The organism is Paraburkholderia sp. IMGN_8 (assembly GCF_038050405.1).
In the GTDB taxonomy this organism is placed as follows: domain Bacteria; phylum Pseudomonadota; class Gammaproteobacteria; order Burkholderiales; family Burkholderiaceae; genus Paraburkholderia.
Window position 1 is genome coordinate 4,294,941 of record NZ_CP150901.1, and the last position, 12,891, is coordinate 4,307,831.

At 57.8% G+C, this 12,891-nt stretch carries 9 protein-coding genes and 1 pseudogene; 8 read left to right on the forward strand and 2 right to left on the reverse strand.

Going from position 1 to position 12,891, the window contains the following annotated elements:
• Positions 1-287: 287 nt before the first annotated feature.
• The 7 genes from WN982_RS40355 (at position 288) to WN982_RS40385 (ending at position 10,031) form a co-directional block, all read left to right on the forward strand.
• Positions 288-1,052, forward strand: coding sequence for an alpha/beta fold hydrolase (locus tag WN982_RS40355; protein WP_341317522.1), 765 nt, complete (start codon positions 288-290; stop codon positions 1,050-1,052).
• A 475-nt stretch (positions 1,053-1,527) separates the two neighbouring features.
• On the forward strand, positions 1,528-2,307 hold the full coding sequence (locus WN982_RS40360; RefSeq protein WP_341317523.1) for an acetoacetate decarboxylase: 780 nt from the start codon (positions 1,528-1,530) through the stop codon (positions 2,305-2,307).
• A gap of 22 nt (positions 2,308-2,329) precedes the next feature.
• A complete protein-coding gene (locus tag WN982_RS40365) occupies positions 2,330-3,112 on the forward strand; it encodes a 3-hydroxybutyrate dehydrogenase (RefSeq protein WP_341317524.1) in 783 nt (260 codons plus the stop codon).
• A gap of 10 nt (positions 3,113-3,122) precedes the next feature.
• A complete protein-coding gene (locus WN982_RS40370; RefSeq protein ID WP_341317525.1) occupies positions 3,123-4,376 on the forward strand; it encodes a patatin-like phospholipase family protein in 1,254 nt (417 codons plus the stop codon).
• Positions 4,377-5,430: 1,054 nt separating this feature from the next.
• Positions 5,431-6,654: a bacteriohopanetetrol glucosamine biosynthesis glycosyltransferase HpnI gene (gene hpnI, locus WN982_RS40375; protein WP_341317526.1), complete on the forward strand. Its 1,224-nt coding sequence runs from the start codon at positions 5,431-5,433 to the stop codon at positions 6,652-6,654.
• Between the two features lie 90 nt (positions 6,655-6,744).
• Positions 6,745-8,166 (forward strand): hopanoid biosynthesis associated radical SAM protein HpnJ, encoded by a 1,422-nt coding sequence (gene hpnJ, locus WN982_RS40380; protein WP_341317527.1) that lies wholly within the window; start codon positions 6,745-6,747, stop codon positions 8,164-8,166.
• A gap of 542 nt (positions 8,167-8,708) precedes the next feature.
• Positions 8,709-10,031: a TIGR00366 family protein gene (locus WN982_RS40385; protein WP_341317528.1), complete on the forward strand. Its 1,323-nt coding sequence runs from the start codon at positions 8,709-8,711 to the stop codon at positions 10,029-10,031.
• Positions 10,032-10,188: 157 nt separating this feature from the next.
• On the opposite strand, the gene WN982_RS40390 is transcribed toward WN982_RS40385, so the two are convergent.
• Together WN982_RS40390 and wrbA are read right to left on the reverse strand one after the other, a co-directional pair.
• Positions 10,189-10,626 (reverse strand): DUF3331 domain-containing protein, encoded by a 438-nt coding sequence (locus WN982_RS40390; RefSeq protein ID WP_341317529.1) that lies wholly within the window; start codon positions 10,624-10,626, stop codon positions 10,189-10,191.
• A gap of 195 nt (positions 10,627-10,821) precedes the next feature.
• Positions 10,822-11,421 carry an NAD(P)H:quinone oxidoreductase gene (gene wrbA / locus WN982_RS40395; RefSeq protein ID WP_341317530.1) on the reverse strand — a complete coding sequence of 200 codons (600 nt, stop codon included), beginning with the start codon at positions 11,419-11,421 and terminating at the stop codon, positions 10,822-10,824.
• 784 nt (positions 11,422-12,205) lie between these two features.
• Between wrbA and WN982_RS40400 the strand changes: the two are divergent.
• A pseudogene (locus tag WN982_RS40400) lies at positions 12,206-12,370 on the forward strand (porin); the annotation flags it as partial.
• Positions 12,371-12,891 lie beyond the last annotated feature (521 nt).

Consider the following 12,891-nt stretch of genomic DNA (forward strand, 5'->3'; position numbering starts at 1 on the left):
GTTGCCTCCTCAAAGTTCGTTGCTTCAGGAAAAACAGTCAATCCCGCTGAATGGCATTTTTCTTTTCGGCATCTATCTTCAAACTTGCTTCCGTCAACTGAAACGTCGTCCCGCTACGTTTTGCTCGAGCATACAGGTTGATACGGCGCAGTATGGCAGTTGCTTACCGGAAAGGTCTAATACATACCCTTGAATCAGTGACGGTGTCACAACGAAGACGCTGTCTACAAAGACTTTGGCAGCCGTCACGATGGGCGCCAAACGGCGGGGGAAACGGAGTAACGAAAATGCTAAGCGAGAAGTTAGAATTTCCGGGACCTAACGGCCAAAAACTATCAGGACGCCTCGATAGGCCAGATACGCCTCCGCGCGCCTACGCGCTGTTCGCACATTGCTTCACCTGTGGAAAAGACATTGTGGCTGCACACCGGATTGCGCAGGCACTCACGGTGCACGGCATAGCTGTCCTTCGGTTCGACTTCACGGGAATCGGCGGAAGCGAAGGTGAGTTTTCCGAGACTAACTTTTCCTCAAATTGCCTTGACCTCATCGCCGCAGCGAATTTTTTGCGTACAAGCCATTGCGCCCCAACCCTTATGATCGGGCACAGCCTAGGGGGCGCAGCAGTTCTTGCTTCGGCGTCAAGCATCCCTGAAATTCGCGCGGTCGTAACCATTGCAGCGCCTAGCGACCCGGCGCATGTGACAGGCCATTTTGGCGCGCAGCTCTCGCAAATCGACGAGCTCGGTGAAGCACAGGTCCAGGTTGCTGGTCGAGTCTTCAAAATAAAACGCCAATTCATAACCGATGCGCACAAACACCGTCTAGCAGACCGCGTTGCGCAGCTGAAACGGCCTCTAATGGTCATGCACGCACCCGGAGATACAACAGTCGGAATCGAGAATGCCAACGCTATCTTTAAAGCTGCAAAACACCCTAAGAGCTTTTTCTCGCTGGACAACGCTGATCATCTGGTCACACAAAAAGAAGATGCGCTTTATATAGCAAATACCATTGCGGCATGGAGCGAGCGCTATCTGGCGGCGATCTAGAACGTCGCATGTCAATTGGTATGCGGAGGTCGTTGTGGCTATCCGCGCGTGCTTCAAATACCCGAGATTGATCCGAGCGTCGCCTACAGATCCAACCAAGCGAATCAATAGTCTCCGCCTCAAGCATTGCCACCAATGCAGCCGAGAACGGCCTTTAATAAGCTGTCCTTGCGAATGCCAACATGTATAAACCGTTCCTTATAGCCCCAAGTCGTCCTATCTCGAGTGTCAAACCGGCACCAGTAGACCGAGTCTCGGCAGGATAGACCATGGCGGCGAGTGCCTTCAAACTGGATTGACCGCCTAGCGCGCAACATACAGCTAGCAAGCCCCAGGCAAGGACAATGCGCTTTGGTTCCCGTATGAATGTTGCAGTTGCGAAAACGATGCGTTGTCCAGAGGGAGCGTATATGGTCCGTCGTTTCCCATTATTATTTGGGCGTTCCAAATACACGTCAATGCCTGAAGGAGCGTCATGGACCTTGCCTCAATCCGCCAATCCGCTTTTGCGATGCCCGTTCACAATCCGGCATACCCACGACCGCCGTTTCGCTTCCTCAATCGCGAGTACTTCATCGTTTCGTACGAGACAGACCCCGATGCGCTGCGAGCGGTCGTGCCGGAACCTTTGCGTCCAGAAAACGCCCTCGTGCATTACGAATTCATCCGGATGCCCGATTCGTCCGGGTTCGGCAACTACACGGAGAGCGGACAGGTTATTTCCGTGCGCGACCCACAAGGCAGGTTCGGCAACTACACGCATTCGATGTACCTCGATGACGAGGGCCCCATTGCAGGTGGCAGAGAGATTTGGGGTTTTCCAAAAAAACTTGCGCGGCCGCGCCTGGCCATCGACGGCAACGACACGCTGCTCGGCACGCTCGACTACGGCACGCAACGTATCGCAACCGGCACGATGGGCTTCAAGCATGTGCCGCTCGATATCGAGGCCGAACGCAAGAAGCTTGCGGACACTCCGAACTACCTGTTGAAGGTGATTCCGCACGTTGACGGTTCGCCGCGCGTGTGTGAACTCGTGCGCTTCTATCTGCGCGATGTGAGCGTGCTTGGCGCGTGGTCGGGTCCTGCCGCGCTCGAACTGCATCCGCATGCGCTCGCGCCGATCGCCGATCTGCCTGTCAAACGCGTTGTGGGCGCACGACACGTGGTCGCCAACCTCACACTGGATATAGGCGAAGTCGCGTTCGACTATCTGGCGTCCGCCGATACGATGAAGCTCGCAGCCAATCTTTAAACCCTGTCAGGAAGGAGCAGTTATGTCATTGAACAACAAGGTCGCCGTCGTCACCGGCGCGGCAAGCGGTATTGGCGAGCAATGCGCACGTAAGCTCGCGAGCCTCGGCGCAGCCGTCGTTATCGCCGACCTGAATCTGGGGAATGCGCAGAAGGCCGCGTCGAGCATCATCGAAGCAGGCGGAAAGGCGCTGGCGATCGAGATGGACGTGACGAATGAAGATGCGGTCGACCAAGGCATCGAGAACGTGGTCGAAGAGTTCGGCGGTATCGACGTGCTGGTGTCGAACGCCGGCATTCAGATTGTCAATTCAATTGAAGAATATGCATTCACAGACTGGAAGAAAATGCTCGCGATCCACCTGGATGGCGCATTCCTCACGACACGGGCGGCGATCCGGCACATGTACGCGGCCGGGCGCGGTGGTTCGATCGTGTACATGGGTTCGGTGCACTCGCATGAGGCATCAAAGCTGAAGTCGGCGTACGTCACCGCCAAGCACGGGCTGCTTGGACTCGCGCGCGTGGTAGCGAAGGAAGGTGGGCCGCGAGGAGTTCGCGCAAACGTCGTATGCCCGGGCTTCGTTCGCACACCGCTCGTCGATAAGCAGATTCCCGAGCAGGCCAAAGCACTCGGCATCTCCGAAGCCGACGTGGTGAAGAACGTGATGCTGAAAGAAACGGTCGACGGCGAATTCACGACGGTCGAAGACGTCGCGAATACGGTTGCGTTCCTCGCGGGCTTCGAGTCGGCCGCTCTCACCGGGCAGTCGGTCATCGTCAGCCATGGCTGGTCCATGCACTGAGAGGCCACATATGCGCAGCGATCTAAAGAGAATAGGCGGGCAGTCGGATGCGTTTGTGCTGCCGCACTACGACGAAATCGCGCTGGTGCTTCAGGGCGGCGGCGCACTCGGCTCCTATCAGGCCGGTGTGGTCGAAGGTCTGGTCGAAGCGGGTGTACAGCCGCACCGGATTGCAGGCATCTCGATCGGCGCGCTGAACACCGCGATCATCGCCGGCAACGCGCCCGAGAACCGCGTCGATGCGCTACGCGGTTTCTGGAACTCGATCTGTCATCCGCTCGACTGGGCAGGCAGCATCGGTTCATGGGCGCTGCCCGGACTCGGCATGCAGGATCTGGCGCGCAAGTGGGCGAGCATGTGGGCAGCCGGCCGGGCGCTCACCGAGGGGCAGCCGGGCTTCTTCGCGCCGCGCTTTCCGTTGCCCGTGGCAGGTCTCGGCAGGCAAAGCCCGAGCGCGGTGAGCTATTACGATACGGCCGCGCTGAAGGCGACGCTGCTGAAATTCGCGGACTTCGATCGTATCAACGACGGCGATATCCGCGTCTCGGTAGGCGCCGTCAACGTGCGGACAGGCAATCTGTGCTACTTCGACAACACGAAGATGCGTCTCAAGCCGGAGCATTTCACGGCTTCGGGGGCACTGCCGCCGGGCTTTCCGGCAGTCGAGATCGACGGCGAGTACTACTGGGACGGCGGCCTCGTTTCGAACACGCCGCTCACCGAGGTGCTTCGCGACGCGGAAAACAAGGATACGCTGGTCTTCCAGGTTGACCTGTGGAGCGCGCGAGGGAACGTCCCCGGCGACTTCCTCGATGTCTCCGAGCGCGCCAAGGACATCCAGTACTCGAGCCGTACGCGCGCAATCACGAGCATGCTGGCGGAACGGCAGAAGCACGCTCGCTTCATCAAGGAGCTCCTGCAGCAGGTTCCGTCCGCGCTGATTAAATCGAACCCGATGTTTCGTCGCGCCGAATGCGTGGCCAACGGCAGCGCGATCAACGTGGTCCATCTGATCTACAAGAACAAGCCCTATGAGGGGCACTACAAGGACTACGAATTCAGCGTCGACACGATGAAGGAGCACTGGGAAAGCGGGCTTGAAGACATTCGCGGCTCCTTCTCTCATCAGGACTGGTTCGATGTGCCGAGTCGCGAACAGGGATTCGTAACACATGACGTGCATCGCCCGGCCGGTTCGGTGCCGGAGGCCGAGCGGGACAAGCTTGAACTCGCCAACGACGCTGATAGAAAAGCCGTGGCGTGATCCGTAATACAGCGTGTCAGATTTCCTCCAAGAGAGACCCGATCCGATTGAGGCCCGCATGCCTGCGCGCTCGCAGTATTCAGATGCAGCGGTCCTGGCATTCCCGTGCGCATGTGCCCAGGCGAGACGGGTACCGGCCGCCTGCACCGTCACAATTTCTGCGTCGGGTTTGTTGCTTGCCACGACGTCTGTCACCGAGCGCAGCCGGTTGCAGCGCCTGCCGCGATCAGGACAAGCCTGGAACAGGAAGCGAGGCTTCGCGCGTTTTCACGCGAAGTGCGGCGAAAATATTCGCTGCGACAAGCAGACACCCGCAAGATTTCTTCTGCATGGAGATGCGCGCGATGGATAAGGATAAATTTCCGATACTTCCCGACTACAGATCGACTTTACAGTCAGAAAACGCATCAGGCACAAGCGATCGCGGCAAATATCGGCGATTCCGCACGAACGATTGTCGGCCAATTAGTGAACGCACTTTCCCGCTTTTCTCTGCAATTGTCCGGGTTCGCAGAAAGAAGAGCAATCTACCGTCGGCGGCGCTCAAGTGAGCGCGAGAAAGCGCCGGGAGTGAAGCTTAATAGTTGGCATTGGTTCCTGTAAGTACCGCAGCGTCAATCATCGTTCTGGAGACACGCAATGCGGCGAAGCTTGTTTGATGAAATTATGAAGTGCAATTTCAAGCATTTAAAACCTATGCTGGAATTGTTAAGATTTACGGCACTCGTAAGCTTGCCGCCCGCTGGCTTCGCTACGGGAGGCAACGTTCAAGTCCAGTTCCATGGGCGCTCAATAGGCATACGGCGGTAGAAAGAGTGGCGCCCATACGAACGGGCGAGGCACATCCGTGTTCAGGCATTCAATTCCGTCTGCCTGGTTTAAAACACCACAGTAGTTGAATGAGACCGCCTGTAGACGCGACTTGAAACGGAAAGCGTGGAGTGGAAAGGATATGCAAAGGAGAGTTATAAACCATGCGGACTTTCGTTTCTTGTGACAATTGCGTGGGTCGCTTGCCGTCAGATGCACGGCGGGCGGCCGGGAGCAGTACACGATGACGGCCCATTTGGCGTGGGCTTGCCAATGGGCGCTGATGACTGTGTGTTGTTTTGCCGTGATTTATGGTGCTTTTGCAGCTTTAGCCACGCCTGTCTTTGGTTCAGAGCAAAGCGGCGACGCGCCCATTGGCGTATCTCGACCGGTTCCCGCCGTCAGCGTGCTAAAACCGCTGCGCGGCACAGAGCCTCGGCTGTATGAAAACCTCGCCACGTTTTGTGAGCAGACACATCCGTGCTTTCAAATGCTGTTCGGTGTGTCATCACCACACGATCCGGCGATTGCCGTCGTTCGGCGTTTGCAGGCGGCCTATCCGCACGTCGATATAGAGTTGGCGGTCAATGCAAGCGTACACGGCAGCAACCTCAAGGTCAGCAATCTAATCAACATGGCTGGTCTGGCGCGGCATGACATCATTGTGATCGCCGACAGCGACATCGCTGTCGAACCGGACTACCTGGAGACGGTTTCAGCCCCGCTAGCTGATCCGTCGGTGGGGGTTGTCACCTGCCTTTATCATGGGCAGGGTGTCGGCGGCTTCTGGCCGCGCGTCGGCGCGCTTTTCATCAATGAATGGTTCGCGCCCTCGGTACGTGTTGCGCACGCCGGGGGCTCGCGCCGCTTTGGTTTTGGCGCCACGTTGGCGCTTAGTTGCGCGACACTCGCCCGTATCGGCGGGTTCGCTGCGATTAAGGACTCCCTCGCGGACGACTATTGGCTTGCCGAACATGTCCGCGCTCTCGGTCTTCGCACGGTTCTCTCGGAGGTGACGGTGGCTACCGACGTCATCGAACCTACCTTTGCGACGCTGTGGCAACGCGAAACGCGCTGGTTGCGCACCATCCGGTCAGTGAACCGGTCCGGTTTCGCGAGCCTCTTTCTTACCTTCACGACACCGTGGCTGCTCGCCGGCGCCCTGCTCACGCTGCATTTCCAGGCGGACTCGGGCGCCGCCTTGCATCCGTTCGCGGGTACGGCGATGGCGCTCACCACGGCTGTGGGTCTCGTTGCGCGTGTGATGCTGCACGTGCGTAGCGCGCGCTACTCGCGCTCTTTCTGGCGCGATCTTCCGCTTGTGCCGCTGCGCGACATCTTGCTGGCTGTTCAATGGTTCGCCGCTGCATTCGGTTCGAATGTGGTGTGGCGTGGCGAGCGCGTGCCCGTGGACAATCGCGTTGCGCAGCCACGCCCGGGGATCATGAAAGCCTCCGATGGCAGATAAGCACTTGAACACCCACCCAGCAAGAATCAATTCCATGGTGCATCATTCGCACAATCAATTACTAGATTTAATGTGATAGACAAAGCATTCATGAAAACACTATTTTTGCAGGCGCCGTCGTACGATGGCTTCGACGGTGGCGCGGGTTCGCGCTACCAGGCCAAGCGTGAAGTGCGGTCGTTCTGGTATCCGACGTGGCTCGCGCAGCCCGCCGCGCTGGTACCCGACAGCCGCGTACTCGACGCCCCCGCCGACGGACTGTCCGTTGAAGCCACGCTCGAGATTGCGCAGCAATATGATCTGGTGGTCATCCACACCAGCACCCCGTCTTTCCCCACCGACGCACTGTTTGCCGAAGACCTCAAGAAGCGCAAGCCGTCGCTGCTGGTCGGCATGGTCGGCGCGAAGGTCGCGGTCGACCCGCACAATTCGCTGACCGCCAGCGAGGCAATCGATTTCGTCTGCCGCGAAGAGTTCGACTTCACCTGCCAGGAAATCGCCGAAGGCAAACCGTTCGCGCAGATCAAGGGTCTCAGCTATCGCGCGGCCGACGGTTCGATCGAGCACAACGAAGCGCGCCCGATCCTCGAGAACATGGACGAGCTGCCGTTCGTCGCGCCGGTGTACAAGCGCGACCTGACGATCAACAACTATTTCATCGGCTATCTGAAGCACCCGTACGTGTCGATCTACACGGGTCGCGGCTGCCGCTCCAAGTGCACGTTCTGCCTGTGGCCGCAAACGGTGGGCGGGCACCGCTACCGCACGCGCTCGGTCGAGAACGTGCTGGAAGAAGTGAAGTGGATTCGCGACAACATGCCTGAAGTCAAGGAGATCATGTTCGACGACGACACCTTCACCGACTTCAAGCCGCGCGTCGAAGAAATCGCCCGGGGCCTGGGGAAACTCGGCGTGACGTGGTCGTGCAACGCGAAGGCGAACGTGCCGTACTCCACGCTGAAGATCATGAAGGAAAACGGCCTGCGCCTCCTGCTGGTCGGCTACGAATCCGGCGACGACCAGATTCTGCTGAACATCAAGAAGGGCTTGCGCACGGATATCGCGCGCCGCTTCAGCGAAGACTGCCGCAAGCTCGGCATCAAGATTCACGGCACCTTCATTCTCGGTCTGCCGGGCGAAACGCAGGACACGATCCAGAAGACCATCGAGTACGCGAAAGAGATCAATCCGCACACGATCCAGGTGTCGCTCGCGGCGCCGTATCCCGGCACGACGCTCTACAACCAGGCGGTGGAAAACGGCTGGCTCGAAGAGAACAAGGTGATCAACCTCGTCAGCAAGGAAGGCGTGCAGCTCGCGGCGATCGGTTATCCGCATCTGTCGCGCGACGAGATCTATCATCATCTCGAGAATTTCTACAAGCGCTTCTATTTCCGTCCATCGAAGATCTGGGAAATCCTGCGCGAGATGCTGACGAGCTGGGACATGATGAAACGGCGCCTGCGTGAAGGTGTCGAATTCTTCCGGTTCCTGCGCGCCCACCAGGCGTGATGGAGAGCGCACCCGGTGGCCGCGCGCAGCCGAGTCGGCAACCGCAGCGCAGGCTGATCATCACGGCGGATGACTTCTGTCTGCACCGGCGCGTCAACGAAGCTGTCGAGCTTGCGTGCCGGCGCCGCGCAAGGGTCAATCCAGACGGTGACGATGAAACGACCAGGAGATGGCCAACCAGTACGGCGAATTGCACGATTTGCATCGCAAGTTACACGCTGCTGCCTAGGTCATCACGAAGGCGATGGCAACCAGCGTAGGCACCACCTTTCGCGCCAACGTTCATTCCGAGCGTTATGAGGTCCGGAACGACGACATTCAGTCGCTTTCTGCGATGTCACGCAAACGGAACGCGGATGCCCGCAATACGGGTGTGGACTCACATCGTGTCGGTAACTATCAACGCGGGCTTCGACGACCGCATCAGCAATTACCTTCTTCGGAACAGGATTTTTCGTTGTGTGCAAAAATCGGCGCGCGCCGCTTACCGCCCATAACAACGACAGTTGGCCGTATCTATACAGGTGACGAGGAGTAGACAATTGATTCAGCGTATCTCCGCTTTTTTCACTCAGGTGGTGCATCGGGTGTTGCCTGACCCCCTGATTTTTGCCATTTTGCTCACTGGCGCCACCTTCGCGCTCGCGCTTGGTTTGACGCCGAAAGCGCCTGCAGACCTCGTGATGCTATGGGGCTCCGGATTCTGGAACCTGCTCGCATTTTCGATGCAGATGGCGATGATTCTTGTAACGGGACATGCGCTGGCTAGCTCGGGACCCGTCAAGCGAGTGCTTGTCGCGCTAGCGAGCTCTGCCCGGACACCCGGTCAAGGGGTTATGTTGGTGGCGTTTGTCGGCGCCGTTGCCTGCGCCATCAATTGGGGTTTCGGTCTCGTTCTGGGGACGATGCTTGCTCGAGAGGTTGCGCGACGCGTCAAGGGAACCGACTATCGGCTGCTCGTGGCGAGTGCCTACATGGGTTTCCTGACCTGGCATGGCGGCCTGTCTGGCTCTGTGCCGCTGGTCGCCGCCACCAAGGGCAATCCGATGGAGAAGACAGTCGGTCTGATTCCGGTTTCGCACACCATCTTTACGGGCTACAACGCGTTTATCACCATCGGCCTCATTATCCTTTTGCCAATCCTGGCAAGGCTCATGATGCCGAAACCCGAAGACGTGGTCACGGTAGACCCGGCCCTATTGCAGGACCCGCCGAGTGTAGAGCGCAAGCTTTCTCCCGACGCGACGTTCGCTGAGCGAATGGAAGAAAGCCGTGTACTGGCCGTCCTTGTGGCAGTGCTCTGCGCCGTATTCCTGGTCATCCGGTTCATCAACAAAGGGTTCGCACTTGATATCGACACCGTCAACCTGGTGTTTCTCGCAGCGGGCATTGTTCTTCACAAGACGCCCATGGCGTATGCGCGCGCGGTAGCTGCGGCAGCGAAGGGTGCTTCCGGCATCATGATTCAGTTTCCGTTTTATGCGGGTATCCAGGCGCTGATGGACCATTCGGGCCTGGCGGGCGTAATCACGAAGTGGTTTGTCGATATTGCCAACGTCCACACGTTCCCGCTGCTCGCGTTCCTCAGCTCGGCACTTATCAACTTTGCCGTGCCGTCCGGTGGTGGCCATTGGGTCGTGCAGGGCCCATTTGTTATGCCGGCTGCGCAAGCGCTTGGCGCGGACCTCGGCAAATCCGCGATGGCGATTGCTTACGGCGAGGCCTGGACCAATATGGCGCAACCGTTCTGGGCGCTTCCGGCGCTTGCCATCGCAGGGCTAGGCGTTCGTGACATCATGGGCTACTGCGTCACGGCGCTTCTGTTCTCGGGCGTTATTTTTGTGGCCGGAATGTACCTGTTCTGACAAAAGGCGGTCCGTCTCGAGGGGAGAGGGACCGCCAGGCGAGACTCATTAGGAAGCCTCGTGGATGTCTTGCGGATAGCTGAAAAGCGAGCCGCGCGCGGCTTTGACCACGGGCAGTTCCTGCGGTGTCTTATTGCGGCAAAACCAGAAGAAGTCCTTACGCTTGTGGCCGTTTAAGTACGAGCTCCGTCATCGCATCCTCGTGAATCATGACTTCTGCATTTGTGCAGGCACCAAGCCTACCGGACGGTTGATATACGGCATCCCCCCTAACAATACGGCGTCCAGTAATCGCGCAATGACCGTCTCGCTTTGCTCCAGTTCGCCGCCATGTCTGCTCCCCATAATGACACCGCCCCGGTTGAACCCAGCGCACAACGAGTGACCTACCGTTGTACTCGAGAATCCAGAGATGTGCGTCGTACTCGGCGGAAAATAGATAGGGTGCCGCCAAAGTGTCTTCTAGCTTTCCAACATCGCGTTGCATGACAGCTCCCACGCAGACGATCTTCCAACGCACTAGCCTGGCTGCCAAGCATTCTGGAACCGTCGGGGTTACCCGACAGTCGAGGGATCTCGCGATGCGCAACGACATTTACACAGTGATGACATTGCAGGAGGCGCTCGAACGCATACTTGCGACGACGGGATGAAGTCTTGAGGGACCTCGAGCTAGAGACTATGGGTGGGCCGTGGAAGTAAGTTGCTTGAAGTAAAACGAGCATGCGCATACGCGCTTCCCGAAAGGGGTGCGCGCATGGATGCACTCCACACGGCCCTTCTATTGGATCTAGGCAAATAGCTTGTTCGCAGTCTTTGCGATCAGTTCCCCTTGATGGCGGGCGCCGGCCAGTTCGTTTTCACTTGGCTGACGTTGACCTTGGCCACCTGCGACCGTCGTGGCGCCATACGGTGCTCCTCCCGTGATCTCATCCAGCGTCATTTGGCCTTGATGGCTGTACGGCAGACCGACAATGGTCATGCCAAAGTGCATCAGGTTGGTAATGATCGAGAAGAGCGTCGTCTCCTGCCCGCCGTGTTGGCTGGCCGTCGACGTAAAGGCACCTCCGATCTTGCCATTGAGCGCACCGCTTAACCACAGGCTGCCGGCCTGATCCAGAAATGAGGCCATCTGCGAGGATATGCGCCCGAAGCGAGTCGGTGTGCCGACGACGATTGCATCATAGTCGGCGAGTTCCGCGACTGTCGCGACTGGCGCCTTCTGGTCCAACTTGAAGTAGGCGCCTTTGGCCACCTCCAGAGGTACCGTTTCCGGCACACGCTTGACGTCGACCGTCGCGCCTGCAGCGCGCGCACCGTCGGCGATGGCATCCGCCAGCGCTTCCACGTGTCCATAGGAGGAGTAGTACAGCACAAGGACCTTTGACATTGCATGCTCCTTTCAATGTTGCCGGTAAAGCCGGCGGTTTGGAACGGTCACGCTTGGGGAAGCGCACTGTTCATCGGTGTCACACGACGATCATTTGGACGTCAGGCATTTTCAACTCAATCGCATATCCGTACCGACAGCAATGACCGGGATAGTGCTTGTGCTTGGTGTTCGACAATATTTCGAAGTGAGATGACTGAGGGCGCCATAGTGGGCATAGGCGTCAGTTTTCGTGTACGGTTCGCGTGCATCGAGAGTGCACTGTCGACCACATTTCCGTCGTTATTCCGGATGATCCGTAGCCGAGAGTGCATGATGGGGGTTGCCGTTGGAGTTAGCGTGGAACGGGGTTTGCGCTGGTAGCCAGCCGAGACCGGCTCGGCCCACTGACACCCATTGCCGATGCGCAGGCAGCTGCGCTTTCGCTTGCGTACCGCTCAAGAACGTCGCGGCAGGCAATGCGCCGATTGACTGGCGCCAACGATGGTTCGGACGACACTCGGATATTACGTCAGAAACAGGAACGCAGATATCTCCAGGGTCACAAAATACGATCGACTGAGAAGAACGATAAAGCAGAATTGAAGTTAACTATTAACCAGATTGGTGATTCAATAACCTTCGTATTTTCACCGTGGTCTAGGATGTAACCTTCATGGTGATCGTCTGTATCATCGGCATATAGGCGTCTCGGTTCGACCGGTACATTCGCGTCTCAGCGGAATACGTCGCTGCGGCGGCCGTTGCGGAATCGCTAGCGGATATCAATCTGAATCTTGGCAATATGAAGAAAGGGCTATGCCTCGCCGCCTTATTTACGCTGGCTGCAGCGGCTCACGCGCAAAGCAGTGTTAGCCTTTTCGGCATCATCGGCGCTGGGGTGACCTACGTCAGCAACGAGCACGGCCACACCAATGTGAAGTTCGATGATGGCATCTATGCACCGAACCCTTCAAGCAGCGCAACGCAAGCGATTGCGCGTATTGGTATCCACACAGCATTCTGAGATACGAGCTTACGAGTCTCGCTGGTTCTGTCGCGATAAGGCCATCTTGTTAGCCAAGGCTATCCCAGATACTAACGTTGGCTGGCACTCAGACTCCCAGTAGACCGGGCCGCACCAGCGGCGCAATTCAATCAGATATTGGCCTGCTCGACTGGAAACCCTTCCTTTCTCCATGCATCGATTCCCCCATGTAAGGGTCTCACGTGGGTAAAGCCTAGGCGCACGAAACGGCGAGCCAACAATGCAGCAGATATTTCGTTAGGGCAGGAACAGTACATCACTATCTGCTGGTCCCGTGGCCATTCAGCAACGCTCCGTCGCAGGTTGTCAATTGAAAGAACACGAGCGCCGGGGAGTCGAAACGGATCAATTCTTTGAATCGCCTTATTCCTTGCGTCGACGATGAGAAGCTCTGGATTCTCCGGCATAAGCCTATGCAAATCCGAGGGAGAAATTCGCGTCAT

Coding starts and splice junctions, on each gene's coding strand:
- WN982_RS40370 (WP_341317525.1), top strand. CDS start 3,123: ATGCGCAGCGATCTAAAGAGAATAGGCGGGCAGTCGGATGCGTTTGTG.
- wrbA (WP_341317530.1), bottom strand. CDS start 11,421: ATGTCAAAGGTCCTTGTGCTGTACTACTCCTCCTATGGACACGTGGAA.
- hpnJ (WP_341317527.1), top strand. CDS start 6,745: ATGAAAACACTATTTTTGCAGGCGCCGTCGTACGATGGCTTCGACGGT.
- WN982_RS40365 (WP_341317524.1), top strand. CDS start 2,330: ATGTCATTGAACAACAAGGTCGCCGTCGTCACCGGCGCGGCAAGCGGT.
- WN982_RS40355 (WP_341317522.1), top strand. CDS start 288: ATGCTAAGCGAGAAGTTAGAATTTCCGGGACCTAACGGCCAAAAACTA.
- hpnI (WP_341317526.1), top strand. CDS start 5,431: ATGACGGCCCATTTGGCGTGGGCTTGCCAATGGGCGCTGATGACTGTG.
- WN982_RS40390 (WP_341317529.1), bottom strand. CDS start 10,626: ATGTCGTTGCGCATCGCGAGATCCCTCGACTGTCGGGTAACCCCGACG.
- WN982_RS40360 (WP_341317523.1), top strand. CDS start 1,528: ATGGACCTTGCCTCAATCCGCCAATCCGCTTTTGCGATGCCCGTTCAC.